The 15,997-nt window shown below is 72.9% G+C and carries 10 protein-coding genes; 5 read left to right on the plus strand and 5 right to left on the minus strand.

Annotated elements, in window-relative coordinates; genetic code table 11:
* Positions 1-17: 17 nt before the first annotated feature.
* Both ACIBK9_RS09270 and ACIBK9_RS09275 read right to left on the minus strand, forming a co-directional pair.
* A complete protein-coding gene (locus ACIBK9_RS09270; RefSeq protein ID WP_397156557.1) occupies positions 18-3,524 on the minus strand; it encodes a S8 family serine peptidase in 3,507 nt (1,168 codons plus the stop codon).
* A 138-nt stretch (positions 3,525-3,662) separates the two neighbouring features.
* Positions 3,663-5,102 carry a glycosyltransferase family 39 protein gene (locus tag ACIBK9_RS09275; RefSeq protein ID WP_397156558.1) on the minus strand — a complete coding sequence of 480 codons (1,440 nt, stop codon included), beginning with the start codon at positions 5,100-5,102 and terminating at the stop codon, positions 3,663-3,665.
* 239 nt (positions 5,103-5,341) lie between these two features.
* Between ACIBK9_RS09275 and ACIBK9_RS09280 the strand changes: the two genes are divergently transcribed.
* The 4 genes from ACIBK9_RS09280 (at position 5,342) to thyX (ending at position 12,449) form a co-directional block, all read left to right on the plus strand.
* Positions 5,342-7,468 carry an anthranilate synthase component I gene (locus ACIBK9_RS09280; protein ID WP_358286490.1) on the plus strand — a complete coding sequence of 709 codons (2,127 nt, stop codon included), beginning with the start codon at positions 5,342-5,344 and terminating at the stop codon, positions 7,466-7,468.
* A gap of 92 nt (positions 7,469-7,560) precedes the next feature.
* The gene (locus tag ACIBK9_RS09285) at positions 7,561-8,706 is read left to right on the plus strand and encodes an amidohydrolase family protein (RefSeq protein ID WP_397156560.1); all 1,146 of its coding nucleotides are present in this window, start codon (positions 7,561-7,563) and stop codon (positions 8,704-8,706) included.
* 187 nt (positions 8,707-8,893) lie between these two features.
* Entirely contained in the window at positions 8,894-11,533 is a 2,640-nt protein-coding gene (locus ACIBK9_RS09290; RefSeq protein WP_397156562.1) for a M4 family metallopeptidase, read from the plus strand.
* A 133-nt stretch (positions 11,534-11,666) separates the two neighbouring features.
* The gene (thyX, locus tag ACIBK9_RS09295) at positions 11,667-12,449 is read left to right on the plus strand and encodes an FAD-dependent thymidylate synthase (RefSeq protein WP_352350875.1); all 783 of its coding nucleotides are present in this window, start codon (positions 11,667-11,669) and stop codon (positions 12,447-12,449) included.
* Positions 12,450-12,453: 4 nt separating this feature from the next.
* Here the strand turns inward: thyX and ACIBK9_RS09300 are convergent, their stop codons facing one another.
* Both ACIBK9_RS09300 and ACIBK9_RS09305 read right to left on the minus strand, forming a co-directional pair.
* A complete protein-coding gene (locus tag ACIBK9_RS09300) occupies positions 12,454-12,774 on the minus strand; it encodes a hypothetical protein (protein WP_352330107.1) in 321 nt (106 codons plus the stop codon).
* A 3-nt stretch (positions 12,775-12,777) separates the two neighbouring features.
* A complete protein-coding gene (locus ACIBK9_RS09305) occupies positions 12,778-13,857 on the minus strand; it encodes a WD40/YVTN/BNR-like repeat-containing protein (RefSeq protein ID WP_397156564.1) in 1,080 nt (359 codons plus the stop codon).
* 174 nt (positions 13,858-14,031) lie between these two features.
* Here ACIBK9_RS09305 and ACIBK9_RS09310 point away from each other — a divergent pair, with 174 nt between their 5' ends.
* Positions 14,032-14,841: a helix-turn-helix transcriptional regulator gene (locus tag ACIBK9_RS09310; RefSeq protein ID WP_358286498.1), complete on the plus strand. Its 810-nt coding sequence runs from the start codon at positions 14,032-14,034 to the stop codon at positions 14,839-14,841.
* 23 nt (positions 14,842-14,864) lie between these two features.
* Here ACIBK9_RS09310 and ACIBK9_RS09315 read toward each other — a convergent pair whose 3' ends face one another.
* Entirely contained in the window at positions 14,865-15,983 is a 1,119-nt protein-coding gene (locus ACIBK9_RS09315) for a globin domain-containing protein (RefSeq protein WP_397156566.1), read from the minus strand.
* Positions 15,984-15,997 lie beyond the last annotated feature (14 nt).

Raw genomic sequence — 15,997 nt, forward strand, 5'->3', positions numbered from 1 at the left:
GGCGGGACCCCGGACGGTCAGGGCAGCGCCTTGTCCGGGCGCTCGGAGACGCGCACGCCGTTGACCAGCGTGGCCCCCTGCCGGGCGGCGAAGCGCACGTTGAGCTGACCGTCGGTCACCTTCACCGTGTACTGCCTGGCCACCGCCGTGTACGTGCCCGCCTCCAGCGCCAGGTCCAGCGCCGGGATCGCGAGCTGGCCCTCGACGAGCACGTCGAAGACCCGTTTGCCCATCTGCGTGCTCTTCACCTCGGCGAAGTCCAGCTCCACCGTGTACGTCCCGGCGGGCACGCCGTCGAACCGGTACTCCAGCATGCCCTCCCTGGCCGTCCGGAACAGCGCCTGGTCGGCGGTGCCCGCGATGGTCCTGGACGTGCTCGCCGTCTTGGTCGAGGTCGCCACGTAGCCGTACCCGCCCTGGGCCCAGCGGCGGTCGGGCGCCCAGGCGTCGCCGTCGGCGTCGGTCAGCGCCTTCGTCCCGCCGGCGTCGACGGCCACCTGGAACTTGGGCACCACCACGGTCACCTTGATCTCGATGGCCGGCTGCCGCCCGCTGGCCGACTTGACGACCAGCTTGCCGGTGCGCATCCCGCCGGGCGTCACCCCGGCGGCGGAGAGCGTCACCCGCAGCGTCGCCTTCTGGCCCTTGGCCAGCTCGCCCGCCTGCGGCGTGACCGACGCCCAGTCGGCGTCGCTCGTCACCGTGTAGGCGGTGGGGGAGCCCAGGTTCGTCAGCTCCAGCGTGCGCGTCCTGGTCGCCCCGGCGGGCATGACCGCGGTCAGCTCGGCGGCCGAGGCGCTCACCCGGCCGGTGACCAGGGCGGTGTCGATCCTGGTCAGCGTGCCGGGCGCGACCGTGACCGGCTTGGTGAAGGTGCCGTAGTTCTCCTTGGCCACCACCACGTCGTGGTCGCCCGCCGGGACCTGCCCGAAGAACGACCCGTCCGCGCCGGTCGTGAACGAGGCCACGTCGCCCAGCTTCACCGACGCCCCGGCCAGCGGCTGGCCGTCGTTGGCGTCGGTGACCACGCCTGTCACCAGGCCGTGCCGGCTTGCGGTGAACGTCACGCCCCGGCCGGTGGCCAGCGCGGCCTCCTCGTAGGAGTAGAGCAGCGCGTCCGTGCCGGCCGCGTTCTCGATGCCGACCGTGGCGCTGGCGCCCTGTTCGCGCTCGCTCTCGACGTCCTTGTACCGGAAGGAGACCGAGCCGTCCTCGCCCAGCAGCGCCGCGAACGACACCCGCTCGCCGGTCCCGCTGTAGAAGGTGACGTTGCGCCACTCCACGACGTACTGGCGGTGCGGGGCCGTGCCTGCCACGCCGGTGTAGACGCCCGCCTCGGCGTCCACCTTCAGGTCGTCCCAGTACGGGTAGACCGCGTTGTTCGGCGTGCCCGTGCCCGGCAGGCGGCTGTTGCTGCCCGTGGTGACCCGGTCGGCGGCGAAGGTGACAAGCCCGTTCGTGCTGATCCACGCCCTGGACTGCCCGGTTCCGTAGAACGGGACCGCGAACGGCAGCGTCACCTGCACGGCCTCGTCGTCGCCGGTCAGCGCCAGCTTCTCGGTCCCGGCGACGTACGGCTGCGCCGCCGCCCGGCAGGTGTAGCCGAAGCCGTCGCCGCGCAGCGGCAGCTCCACGTCCCTGACCGTGCTCCCGTCGTCCCCGTCTATGGAGACCTGCGCGCTCCCGGCGCTGGAGCAGCGCGAGACCGGGGTGACCGTCAGCGTGTACGTCCCGCGCGGCAGCGTCATCGTGTACCGGCCGGAGGCGTCGGTGACCGCGCTCACCGGCGTGCCGCCGGCGGCCACGGTCGCGCCGGGCTCGGGCACGCCGGCCGTGCTCACCGTGCCCGACAGCGTGCCGGACGGCTGCCGGACGAGCGTCACGTCGCCGGTCGTGACCTGCTCGGCGGTCACCGTGGCGGTGGCGCTGCCGCGGTCGTAGCCGAACTTCTCCGCCGTCAGCGCGTACTCGCCGGGCAGCAGACGCGGGATCGTGTACGTGCCGTCCTGCCCGGTGACGACCGCGCGCGCCAGCGGCCCGGTCACCTTGACCGTCACGCCCGGCACCGGCTCGCCGGCCGCCGTGACCGTGCCGCGCAGCTCGCCCAGCCCCTCGTCCGGCGCGGCCTGGACGGCGGCGTAGGCGTCCAGCCGGCCCTCGCCCCAGACGTTGTTGTCGGCCGCGGTGCCGCCGCAGCTCGTGTCGGCCACGTCGATCGCCGTGCGGTCCAGCAGCGGCCGGGTCGCGGCCACGTCGCCCTGCAGCCGGGGCGCGGCCGACCAGATCAGCGCCACCGTGGCGGCCACGTGCGGCGAGGCCATCGAGGTGCCGGTGTAGGAGTCGTAGTCGTCGTCCGGGACGGAGGAGCGCACGTTCACCGCGGGGGCCGCGATGTTCGGCTTGATCTCGCCGTCCTGGCCCTCGCCCTTGCTCGACCTGCTGTACAGCACGTTGTTGACGTCGAAGCCGCCCGCGCTGTAGCTGATCGCGTACTGGCCGGGCGAGCCGCTGGTGCGGCAGGCCGGTCCCTCGTTGCCGTTGGCGAAGGCGGGGAAGATGCCCGCGGCCACCCACGCCTGGACGGTCTCGACGTACCACGGGTCGAACCCGTTGCCGCCCCAGGAGTTGTTGACGATGTCCGGCGCGAGGTCGGGACGCGGGTTGGCGCCGTTCAGGTCGGTCGGGGCCAGCACCCATTGGCCGGCGGCCAGCAGCGAGGCGTCCGTGCAGGTGTTGACCTCGCAGCCCTTGGCGGCGATCCAGCGCACGCCGGGCGCCACGCCGATGCCGTTCGCGCCCGCCATCGTGCCCATGACGTGCGTGCCGTGGCCGTTGTTGTCGCACGGCGCCGCCGAGGGGCAGACGCGCGCCGGGTCGAACCAGTTGTAGTCGTGGGTGTAGGAGCCGTCGGGGTTCCTGCCCCGGTAGCTCGCGGCCAGGTCGGGGTGGTCGTACTGGACGCCGGAGTCGATCGAGGCGACCACGATGCCCTCGCCCCTGTCGCCCAGCTCGCTCCACACCCGCGGGGCGCCGATCCGGTCGACGTTCCACTCGACCGCGCCGGCCCTGGGCTCGGCCCGGCCGGTCACGGGCTCGGGCAGCGCCACGACGGTGACCGGGTCGATCCGGTCCACCTCGGGCAGCTCGCTGATCGCCGACGCCAGCTTGGCGTCCGCGGTCACCCGTACGGCGTCGACGATCCAGTACGAGGTGTAGTCGGCCTTCTGGGCGTCCAGCAGCTTGACCAGCCCGGCCTGCGAGGTCCTGGCCCGCTCGGTCTTGGCCTGGTAGACCAGCTGCGTCCTGGCCCGTTTGGTGGCGGCCCGGCGGGCGGCGCCGAGGTCGGCGGTGCCCTTCATCCGGACCCAGAAGGTGGCCTTGCCGTCCTTGTCCAGCTCGGCCTGGACGGTCTGGGAGATCTTGCCGGGATCGGGCGCCGCGTGCGCCGGGGCCTGGGGGACGGCCAGGGCGGCGGCGGTGACGATCCCGGTCAGGATCGCACGCCAGGTGAGGGTGTTGCGCACGTGCTCTCCTTCACGACGTTCACGACGGTGAGGAAGAGGTGATCTTTCCGCCTCTGTCGAGAAGGGTGAAGAGATCCTGTCGGGAAAGCAAGGGCGCTGATCCTAACAAGCTCGGATAAGTCCCGAAATGTAATGTGGTCAGCTGAAATGTCGCCACATCGGCCAGGTGGCGGACCACGGCCGGACGGGATCCCGGCAGAGCCACACCGGCATGCCCTGCTCCTCGTTGTCGACGTCCACGCCGTTGTCCACGCGGGCCTTCTGCTCGCAGGAGCCGAACAGCGCGCGGGCCCGGCCGCCCGCGTTCACCAGGATCGCCACGGTCGCGTCGTCCGGCGGCGGGCCGTACGCCCAGAGCTGGTTGTGGCCGGAGTACACGCGGGTCAGGCCCGCCCGGCCGAGGGCGCCGTACTCGCCGTAGTTGCCCGTCACGACCACCGCGCGGGCCCGCTCGTCCGGCGGCAGCGACCGCAGCACGCCGCCGACGGCGGCGGCGAAGCGGGGCCAGCCGACCGACTCGCGGGCCACCTCGTTGATCGCCGGCACCGGCGTGGCGGCCAGCGCGCCGACCGGCACGAGCGGCAGCGCGAGCACCGCGCAGGCCGCCGCGTTGACCGCGAGGAACGCCCACGCCGCGCGCACCCGCCCGGCCCGCGCCCGCGACACGCTCACGCACCCGGCCGCGAACAGCGCCACGATCAGTCCCGCGGTGTAGTCGAAACGCCCGCCGCTGACCAGCGTCAGCACCGCCGTCACCGGATAGGCCACCGCCACCGCCCGCACCCGCCGGTCGCGCCACAGCCGGACGAACCCCAGCGCCGCGACCACCGAGACCACCGGCCCGAACAGCGTGAGCTGCATCGGCACGAACATCACCCGCATCTCGGCGCCCTTGTCCGCGCTGAGCGCGGCGGCCATCGACAGCTGCGGCCAGCCGTGCGTGGCCTGGTAGACCAGGTTCGGCGCGGCCAGCACGGCGGCCACCAGCGCGCCGCCCCACAACCACGGGCTGCCCAGCGCCCGCCGCGGACCGGCGATCAGCAGGCCCGCCGCCAGGCCCAGCACCAGCAGCGCGATGAGGTGCTTGTTGTAGGTGGCCAGCCCGATCACCGCGCCCGCCGCGAGCCACCAGCGCGGCTGCTCGCGCAGCAGCGCCCGGAGCGCGAACAGGAGCGCCGCCGTCCACAGCGGCAGGTCGAAGCTGACCGTCAGCAGCGTGTGCGCCGCGATCAGCGTGTACGCCCCGGTCGCCGCGCCCACGGCGGCCATCGTCTGGGCGAGCCGGTCGCCGCCCAGCTCCCGCGCCACCAGCGCCACCAGCACGACCACGACCGCCGCGGCCAGCGCGGGGAACACCCGCAGCGCCGTCACCGTGTCGCCGAACAGCCCGAGCGCCGCCTTGCCCAGCATGGGCGTCAGCGGGGGCTGGTCGACGTACCCCCAGGCCGGGTGGCCGGCCAGGACCCGGAAGTACAGCTCGTCGCGGTGGTAGCCGTACCAGGGGCTCAGTGCGAGGGCCACGCCGGCGGTCAGGACCGCGGTCACCGTCACCGGACGCCACGCCCAGGGCCGTTCCATGGACGTCGAGGCTAGATCCATTGCCCGCCCTTTGTCACTGCCTGAGCGGGTGTCGCGTTGCGCGATCTTGGTCCGGCGGTTAACCTGGGGGGCATGCGAAATCGCCCTCAGATCCAGTGGTGGCGCCGCTCCTAGGCGGCGCGTTTTCGCATTCCTCTCAAAGGACGGCCGCCCCGGATGGCGGCCTTTCTCGTGTCCGCCCCCGGGGCCTCATGATGTGACGTGGTAAGGGGCAGCAAGTGGAGACCAGCGGATATACCACCGCCGGGGGCGTCGGCGTCGAGCGCGAGGCACGCGACGTGTCGGAAGAGGCGCTCGAAGAGATCGTGACCGCGCTCGGCGAGCGGCGCGGCGGCGCCTTCTCGTCGGGCATGGACTACCCGGGCCGCTACAGCCGATGGGCCTTCGGCTACGTCGACCCCTGCCTGGAGCTGGTCGCCAAGGGGCGGGTCATCTCGGCGACCGCGCTCAACGAGCGCGGCAGGGTCGTGCTGCCCGCCGTGGCCTCCTGCCTGCTCGCCGCCGGCAAGCCGGTCAGCGAGCCGACGCCCGACCGCGTCGAGGTGCACGTCCCGGAGTCCGAAGACCTGCTGCCGGAGGAGATGCGCAGCCGCCGGCCCACCGTGTTCACCGCGATCCGCGAGGTCATCGCCGCCTTCGCGGGCGACGACCCCCACCTCGGCCTCTACGGCTCCTTCGGCTACGACCTGGCCTTCCAGTTCGAGCCCATCCGGCAGGAGCTGGCCCGTCCCGACGACCAGCGTGACCTGGTGCTCCACCTGCCCGACCGGATCGTCGTCATCGACCGCCAGCGCGAGACCAGCGTCGAGTACCGCTACGAGTTCACCGTCGACGGCGCCACCACCCGCGGCCTGGAGCGCACCGGCAGCTCCGTCCCGCAGGTCGTCCCCGGCGAGCTGCCGAAGGACCCGGTGCGCGGCGAGTACGCCAAGGTCGTGGCCGCCGCCAAGGAGCGGTTCAAGCGCGGCGACCTGTTCGAGGTCGTGCCCGGCCAGGTCTTCCACGCCGTCTGCACCGACCCGTCGGCCTTCTACCGCGGCCTGCGCCACAGCAACCCGGCGCCGTACGAGTTCATCATCAGCCTCGGCGACGGCGAGCACCTCGTGGGCGCCTCGCCCGAGATGTACGTCCGGGTCAACGGCGACCGCGTCGAGACCTGCCCCATCTCCGGCACCATCGCCCGCGGCAGCAACCCGGTCGAGGACGCCGAGGCCATCCGCACCCTCCTGAGCAGCGTCAAGGAGGAGTCGGAGCTGACCATGTGCACCGACGTCGACCGCAACGACAAGTCGCGCATCTGCGTCCCCGGCACGGTCAAGGTCATCGGCCGCCGCCAGATCGAGCTCTACTCGCGCCTGATCCACACCGTCGACCACATCGAGGGCCGCCTGCGTCCCGAGTTCGACGCCCTCGACGCCTTCCTCACCCACATGTGGGCCGTCACCGTCACCGGCGCCCCCAAGACGTGGGCCATGCAGTTCATCGAGGACCACGAGGCCACCACCCGCCGCTGGTACGGCGGCGCCATCGGCTTCATCGGCTTCGACGGCTCCATGAACACCGGCCTGACCCTGCGCACCGCCCAGATCAAGAACGGCGTGGCCACCGTCCGGGCCGGGGCGACCCTGCTGTTCGACTCCGACCCCGAGGCCGAGGAGCGCGAGACCGAGCTCAAGGCCAGCGCCCTGCTCGGCGCCCTGGCCTCGGTCAACCAGCCCGACGCCGTCCCGCCCGCCGTGGTCAGGGAGCAGCCGGGGGCCGGCATGAAGGTGCTGCTCGTCGACCACGAGGACTCCTTCGTCAACACGCTGGCCGACTACTTCCGCCAGGAGGGGGCCGACGTGGTGACGCTGCGCCACGGCTTCCCGGCCCACACCATCGACGACGTCGCGCCCGACCTGGTCGTGCTCTCGCCCGGCCCCGGCTGGCCGTCCGACTTCGGCATGGCGGCGCTCATCGACGAGATCTACGCCCGCGACCTGCCCGTCTTCGGCGTGTGCCTGGGCCTGCAGGCCATGGTCGAGCACGCCGGCGGCTCGCTGGAGCTGCTCGACTACCCCGAGCACGGCAAGCGCGGCCAGGTCAGCCGCCTGGGCGACAGCGCGCTGCTGGAGGGGCTGCCCGAGGAGTTCACCGCGGCCCGCTACCACTCGCTGCACGCCAAGCGGCCCGGCGTGGTCGGCTTCACCCCGACCGCGCTCACGCCCGACGGCAACGTCATGGCCATCGAGGACGTCGAGCGGCGGCGCTTCGCCGTGCAGTTCCACCCCGAGTCGATCCTCACCCAGGAGGGTGGCGCGGGCGCGAAGATCATCGCGAACGTGCTGCGCCTCACCCGGCGCTGACCCGGGCCGGTTTCGTCTGGGAAGGGGCAGGGTGTTCCTGTCGTAGGGCAAAACGTCCGCGGGGGCGTGCGGGGCTCCCCTAGAGTCTCCGCATGCTCCCCGTAGCCCTGCCCGACACGGTGCGTGACGCGCTGCTCGCCCCGCTCGTCGACCACCACTGTCACGGGGTTCGCCGGGACGACCTGACCCGGGCCCAGTTCGAGCCGCTGATCAACGCCGGCGGCGCGCCGGCCCCGCCCGGCACCACGCATTTCGACTCGCCGGTCGGCATGAGCCTGCGCCGCTGGTGCGCCCCGCTGCTCGACCTGGAGCCGCACGCGCCCCCGGCCGTCTACCTCGCCCGGCGGGCCGAGCTGGGCGCCGGCGAGGTCAACCGGCGCCTGCTGGCCGGGGCGGGGGTGGTGGCGTTCCTGGTGGACACCGGGGACGAGGACATCGACCTGCTGTCGGCGGCCGAGATGGGCCGCCACGGCGGAGCCGCCGCCGACGAGATCGTCCGGATCGAGCAGATCGAGCAGGACGTCGCCGAGTCGGCGCAGCTCGCCGTCGACTACCTCGACGGCCTGGCCGACGAGCTGTCGGCCAGGGCCGCCAGGGCGGTCGGGCTCAAGACGGTCATCGCGGGCCGCTGCGGGCTCGACTTCGACCCGGCCAGGCCGAGCACCGGCTCGGTCATCGCCGGCGCCAACCGCCGGCTGGCCGACCCCAAACGGCCGCTGACCGACCCGGTGCTGCTGCGCCACCTGCTGTGGAGCGCGATCGACGTGGCCCGCGAGCGGGGGCTGCCGGTGCAGTTTCAGGCCGGGTTCGGCGGGCGCGGCCCCGACCTGCACCGTACGGACCCGGCCAGGCTCAGCGCCCTCATGGACGCGTTGCAGCCCCTCGGCGTGCCGGTCATCCTGCTCCACTGCTACCCCTACCACCGCACCGCCGCCTACCTGGCGGGCGTCTACCCGCACGTCTACGTCGACGTCGGCCCGGCCCTGCCGCACACCGCCGCCGCCTCGGCCCGCGTCATGGACGAGCTGCTGGAGCTGGCGCCGTTCCACAAGCAGCTGTTCAGCTCCGGCTGCCGCGGCGTGGCCGAGACCGGCTACCTCGGCGCCCTGTACCACCGGCAGGCGCTGGGCGCGGCCCTGCTGGCCAGGCTGGAGGCGGGGGAGTGGAGCCCGGCCGACGCGGCCAGGATCGCCCACATGATCGGCTCGGGCAACGCCCGCCGCGTGTACCGCCTCTGACGCCCGCTGGCAACGCCCGGTGGCGGCGGGGCGCGTTGTCGCCGTAACGGAATGCCACTAATTCACGACATTTCCCTCACTAATCGGAAATTTACATTTCCGGTAATCAAATTGTGATTTGTCTATTTGTCAATATTGCTGTGATGATCGTGGACGCCAGAACCCCTACGCCACACCTGGAGGTGTCGTGTCCTGGCGTCCCTTCGTCCTCACGGCCGCAGCCCTGTCACTCGCGCTGGCCGTCCCCGGTGTCGCGGCGGCCGACGACCCGCCGCAGCCGCAGGTGGAGTCCCGGCCCGGCACCCGGGCCCCCGCCGAGGTGAGCGGGCTGGCCGAGCCCGCCGCCGCAGCGGACCCCGTCGCCGCGGCCAGGGCCCACCTGGCCGACCCGCGCTACCACCTCGACCCCGCCGACCTGGTGCCGCTGCGCACGGTCGTGAACGGCCAGGACGAGACCGTCAGGTTCGCCCAGCGGTACCGGAACCTGCCCGTCTTCGGCGCCCAGTACCTGGTCCGCTTCCGCAAGGACGGCGCGAAGCGCGAGGTCACCGGCGCCGGCGGCCGCTTCCTCACCGACCTCGACGTGAACACCACGCCCACGGTCACCCCCGCGCTGGCGGCCCGGCTGGCCCGCGCCCGGCTCGTCCGGGACGACCAGGTCCGCGCCACGGTCAAGGCCACGCCCGGTGAGCTCGTCGTGCTGCCGCGCGGCAAGGGCGTGCTGGCCTGGCACGTCACCCTGACCGGCGCCGACGCGGCCAGGAAGCGGCCCGTCCTGCTGGACGCCTACGTGGACGCCCACTCCGGCCGGCCGCTGTTCGCGCTGGACCGGCTGCGCATGGAGGGCCCGGCGACCGGCAGCGGGCAGACCGCGCACGGCACGACCGTCCCGCTCAACGTCTACCAGCGGGCCGACGGCGCGTACGAGCTGCGCGACCGCGCCCGCCCGATGTGGAACGGCACCACCGGCGAGATCCTCACCTACGACGCCGCCGGCGCCGACGTGCAGCAGTTCCTCGAACCCGGCGTGCCGGCCGGCACCGAGCTCGCCAAGTCGCCCACGCCCGCCTTCGGCCCCGAGCACACCGAGAGCGGCGCCGTGGACGCCCAGTGGGGCGCGGGCAAGGTCTACGAGTACTACAAGGGGCTCGGCCGCGACGGGCTCGACGGCAAGGGCGGCACGATGTACTCGGTCGTCAACGTCACCTACTACGGCAGCCCGTTCGAGAACGCCTTCTGGGACGGCACCAAGATGGTCTACGGCGGCGGCGGCGCCGACCTGCACTCCTTCGCCGCCAGCCTCGACGTCGTCGGCCACGAGATGACCCACGGCGTCATCACCCACAGCGCCGACCTGGTCTACCAGGGCCAGTCGGGCGCGATGAACGAGGGCCTGGCCGACTACTTCGGCAACGCCATCCAGACCGGCGCGCTCGGCATCCCGATGAGCGACCCCGACGCCAGCCTGCTCGGCGAGGACCTGTGCAAGAGCCTGCCGCCCGCCCAGTGCGCCACCCGCGACCTCGACGACGACCGCAACGCCGCCAAGGACTACCTCGGCGTCACCACCGCGATCGACGCCGGCGGCGTGCACCTCAACTCCACGATCTTCTCCGGCGCCCTGTGGGACGTCAGGGAGCAGCTCGGCGCCGGCTTCGACAAGGTCGTCTACAAGGCGCTGACCGAGTACATGACCCCGCTCGACGACTTCGCCGACGGCCGCCGCGCCGTCGAGTCGGCCGCCCGCGCCGCCGGGCTGTCGGGGCGCGACCGGCTGGCGGTCGCGGCGGCGTTCGAGCGGCACGGCATCAGGCCCGGCTGGGAGCGGCTGATCCGCACCGACAGCCGCGTCGTCCTGGACGGCCTCACCGACTCCCTCGACCCGCCCGCCCTGGCCGGTGACCGGTACGCCGTCACCGACAGCACCCCCGACGCGAACGGCCCCACCGTCATCAGGACCGGACGCGTGAGCGGCGGCCCCGCGACCACCGTCTCCGACGACGGCCGCTGGGACTGGACACCGGCCACCGACGGCAGGCGCGCGGTGTGGGTCGCCCTCGACCCCGAGTCGGGCCGCTTCCAGGTCCGCTCCCGGCCGCTCGACGCCTCGGCGCCGTCCACCGTGCTGCACGAGACCACCGGCTACGTCTACGCCGCCGCGGTCTCGGGCGACGCCGTGGCCTGGTCCGGCGAGGACCCCGCGACCGGCGAGGTCGAGCTGTGGCTCAAGCGCGGGAACGCCGCCCCGGTCAACCTCACCGCCGACAAGGGTGTGGCCGGGTACATGCCCTCGGTCACCGGCGGCCGGCTGGTCTACGTGCGGGTGAGCTTCGTCTCCGGCGGCAGCCACAGCACGCCCGTCGTGCACGACCTGGCGACCGGCAAGGAGGTCGTGGTGCCCGAGGTGCCGCCGACCGGCGCGATCCCGTCGCTGTCGATCCGCCCGGTGCTGACCGCCGGGCACGTCGTCTGGCTCTACGACGCCGACCGCGACGGCCGGATGGGCGTCATGCGGGCCGCCCTGGACGGCACCGGCCAGACGCCGGTCGTGCCGGACGGGCCGCAGGCGCCGTACGCCACCTGGCTCGACGCGAGCGAGTCGCGGGTGACCGTCGGCGTGCAGCCGGACGGGACCACGCTGGAGAACGCGAACCTGACCAAGATCTACCAGGTTCCGGTCACCGGCGGGGCCCTTGAGCGCTACTCCTGCAACCGCGGGGAGCAGGCGCTGTTCGCCGCCGGCGCGGCGGGTCGCGTCCTGTGGCTGGACGGGACCGCCGGCGACACCGACCTGGTGACCCGCGACAGGCCCGCGCACCGCTGCTGACCTGGCAAGGGCGTCCGCCCGGCGCCCGCCGTGCCTCCGGAGGGGGACGGCGGGCGCCGAGTCGCGCGCAGCCCCGCGAGCTGGTTTGCTTGAGCCCGTCACAAACCACAGAACCCGAGCGGGGGGCTCCCTTATGCGCAGTGTCGAACCCGAGGTCTTCATCGTCGCCCGTCCTGAGCTTGACTACGACGAGCTCGCCCGATACCTGGGCGAGGTCGGCGGCGAGAGCTGGCTGGAGCGGCTCGACCGCGGCGACCTCGACGCCCAGAACCTCGCCGAGTTCGCCGGCCGCCTCTGCTACCGCTCCTTCGAGCCGGGCCTCAACCCCAACGTGGTGCGCATCAGGGAGAACCAGGACGACTACCTGCGCAACATCCTGGCCAGCGCGCACGGCTCGGTCCTCGAACACGTCAGCTTCAGCTTCGTGCTGCACAACGTCAGCCGCGTCCTGACGCACGAGCTGGTGCGCCACCGGCCCGGCGTGGCCATCTCCCAGGAGTCGCTGCGCTTCGTCCGGCTCGACGAGCTGCCGTTCTGGTTCCCCGAGTGGGCCCAGCAGGACCCCGAGCTGATGAAGCGGGCCACGGCCGTGCTGGAGCAGCTGGAGCAGTTCCAGCTCTGGATGGCCGGGCACTTCGGGCTCGACGAGGAGGGCGTGCCGTTCTCGGAGAAGAAGCACCGCACGTCGTTCATGCGCCGCTTCGCCCCCGAGGGCCTGGCCACCGGCCTGGTCTGGACGGCCAACGTGCGCACGCTGCGGCACACGATCGAGGCCCGCACCGCCGTCGGCGCGGAGGAGGAGATCCGCCTGCTCTTCCAGCGCATCGGCGAGCTCATGCGCAAGGAGGCGCCCGCCCTGTTCGGCGACTACGTCGTCGAGGACGGGGCCTGGGTGCCGGGCTGGCGCAAGGTCTGAGGCGTCAGGCGAGCGCGGGCAGCACGTAGACCTCGGCGCCCGGCGGCAGGGCGCAGTCCAGGCCGCCGAGCCCGCGGGCGTTCTCCCCGCACACGATCATGCTGATGTGCCGGCGGATGCGGCCGTAGTCGTCGCGCAGCCGCTCCTCCAGCAGCGGATGGGTGCGCCGCAGCATGTCGAGCGCCGAGCCGAGCGTGGGCGGGGAGTCGCGGTCGGCGCCGACCGCGAACACCTTCACCTCGGTGCGCCCGCTCACCCACCGCCGCAGCGAGCTGGGCAGCACGAACACGACCATCGTCACGGGCTTGGTGAATGACCTGGCCATCGGTCAGAGCACCGCCGCGCGCACGCTCAGCACGTCGGGCAGGTGGCGGGCGACCTGCGACCAGCTCTCGCCGTCGTCGCGCGAGCAGTAGACCTCGCCGTCGCGGGTGCCGAAGAACAGCCCGGCGGGGGAGGCGGTCATCGCGTCGCGCAGCACGGTGGCGTGCACGGGCCCCTCGGGCAGGCCCTCGCCCAGCTCCTGCCAGGTGGCGCCGGCGTCCTGGCTGCGGCAGACCCGGTAGCGGTGGCCGACCGGGGTGCGGTCGACGTCGGCCGTCAGCGGCAGCACGAAGATCGTGTCGGGGCGGGTGGGGTGGACCACGATGGGGAAGCCGAAGTCGGAGGGCAGCGCGGAGCCGATGTCGTGCCAGCTGCCGCCGAAGTCGTCGCTGCGGTAGACGCCGAAGTGGTGCTGGAGATAGAGCCGGTCGGGCCGGGCGGGGTCGAGGCAGACCTTGTGCACGCACTGCCCGAACTCGGGATACTGCTGCCCTTCGGGCAGGAACGGCGCCCGGATGCCCTGGTTGGCGGCCTCCCACGACATGCCGCCGTCGCGGGTGCGGTAGAAGCCGGCCGCCGAGACCGCGATGCCCATGACCTCGGGATCGGTGGGGTGGGGGACGATCGTGTGCAGGCACAGCCCGCCGCCGCCCGGCTGCCACCGCGGCCGGTGGGGATGGTCCCACAGGCCCTCGACCAGCCGGTAGGTCACGCCGTTGTCCTCCGAGCGGAACAGCGCGGCCGGCTCCACGCCGGCCCACACCACGCCCGGCTCCGACGGCGAGGGCGTGAGCTGCCACACCCGGGCCAGCGTCGCGTCGGTCTTGTCGGGGAAGGCGATGGGCGGCTGGGGCGCCTCGCCCCAGGACTCGCCGAGATCATCGGAGTACATCACGGACGGGCCGAAATGGCCGTACTCGATGCCGGCCAGCAACCGGGGTGCGCCTCCCCGGGTGTCGAAGGCCACCGAGGGCACCGCGACCGTGGAGAACCGGATCGGCTCGATCTCGAACGGGCCGCCGCCCGTCGAACGGGCGAGGAACAGGCCCTTGCGGGTGCCGATCGCGAGGACTGCGTCACTCATAGCATCGCTCCCATGTTCGCTTGCCGCCATCGTGTCACGCGCGCGGCGGCGGTGCCGAGGACTGGGAGATTTGCCGCACGCCTGCCGCCCGGCCGCCCGCGGACGGCCGGGACGGCGCGGGCATTACCCGACAGGTAATCGTGATACTTCCCTCTCCCCGCTAGATTTCATGACATGGGAGCAGTAGCGATACAAGAAGAGACTTTTGGTGATTTGTTGCGGTCGTGGCGGCAGCGGCGCCGGGTGAGCCAGCTCGACCTGGCCATCGAGGCCGACGTCTCCTCCCGGCACGTCAGCTTCCTGGAGACCGGCCGCGCCCGGCCCAGCCGCGAGATGGTGATGCGGCTGGCCGAGGAGCTCGACGTGCCGCTGCGCCACCGCAACCGGCTGCTGGTCGCCGCCGGGTTCGCGCCGGTCTTCCCCGAGCGCGAGGTGCGCGCCCCGGAGATGGCCGTCGTCCGCCAGGCGCTGGACAAGATCCTGGCCGGGCACGAGCCGTACCCGGCGCTGGTCGTGGACGCGGCGTGGAACCTGGTGGCGGCCAACTCGGCGGCCGCCATGTTCATGGCCGGAGTGCCCGCCGAGCTGCTGGCCGAGCCGGTCAACGTGATGCGGCTGTCGCTGCACCCCGACGCGATGGGCGGCAGGCTGCTGAACCTGGCCGAGGTCCGCGCGTACCTGCTGCACCAGCTCCGCAGGCAGGCCGAGGCGTCGGCCGACGGCCGCCTGGCCGAGCTGCACGACGAGCTGGCCGCCTACACCTACCCCGGCGTCAACCTCAACGTGGCCCACGTGCCGGGACCGGGCGACATCCTGCTACCGCTGCGCATCGCCGACGGCGACCGCGTGTTGTCGATGTTCACCACCATCGCCACCTTCGGCACGCCGATGGACGTGACCGTCTCGGAGCTGGCCATCGAGACGTTCTGGCCGGCCGACGAGGAGACCGCCGCCGCCTTCCGCCGCGACCCGGCGGCCTCCTGAACGACCAGCGTGGACGTTCAGTCCTAGCGTTCACCGGGGACGACGTCGCGGTGGATGCGCGCCGGCGGCACGCCGTCGGCCTGCAGGCGGCGCATGGTGCCGTCCACCATGCCGCCCGGGCCGCAGACGTACACGTCGTGCTCGCGCCAGGAGTGGAAGCGCCCGGTCACCTCCGGCAGGTGGCCGCGCATCCCGGCGTAGGACGGGTCGCCGGAGACCACCGGCAGCACCTGCAGCCACGGGAAGGACGCCTGCATCGCCAGCAGGTCGGGCAGGTCGTACAGCTCGTCGGCGGTGCGCGCGCCGTGCAGCAGGTGGATCCGCGGCCGGCGGCCCGAGGCGATGACGTGCTCGACGATCGCCTTCAGCGGGGCCAGCCCCGTGCCGCCGGCCACGCACAGCAGGTCGCGGGCGCTGTGCTCGCACGGCGTCATCGTGCCCATCGGCGGCCCGAGCATGACCGTGTCGCCGATCCTGGTGTGCCTGGTCAGCGCCGTGGACACCCAGCCGCCCGGCACCGAGCGCACGTGCAGCGTGACCGTGTCGTCCGGGCGCGGCGCGTTGGCGATGGAGAACGTGCGCCACACCCGCGGCCAGCGCGCGGTCTGGACGGTGACGTACTGGCCCGCCGTGTACGGCAGCCGCTGCGCGGGCCGCAGCGTGATCACCGCGATGTCCGGACGGCGCAGCTCGTGGTCGACGACCTCGGCCGGCCACCAGGCCGGTGAGACGCCCGCCTGCGACTCGGCCGACTCGATCATCAGGTTGGCCGCCGCCGTGTACGCCGACACCCACGCCGCCTCGATCTCGTCGTTCCACACCTCGGCGGCGAAGCGCCGGATCGTGGCCAGCAGGGCGGTGCCGACGGCCGTGTAGTGCTCGGCGAGCACCCCGTACTTGCGATGGTCCCTGCCGAGCTGGCCGAGGTAGGCGGCCAGGCCGTCCGGGCTGTCCAGGCTCCACACGATCCGGGTCAGCGCGCCGAACAGCCGGTCGCGCTGGACGTCCATCGCGGGCGGGAACATCCCCCGCAGGTGCGGGCTCGCGGCGAACAGCCGCCCGTAGAAGTACGCGGTCGCCTTGTCGGCCACGGGCTCGACGAGTGAGAAGCTCTCCTTCACCAGTCGCGGATTCAACGACATGCACTCAACCCCAC

The sequence above is a fragment of the Nonomuraea sp. NPDC050227 genome, from assembly GCF_044459705.1.
Classification (GTDB): Bacteria; Actinomycetota; Actinomycetes; order Streptosporangiales; family Streptosporangiaceae; genus Nonomuraea.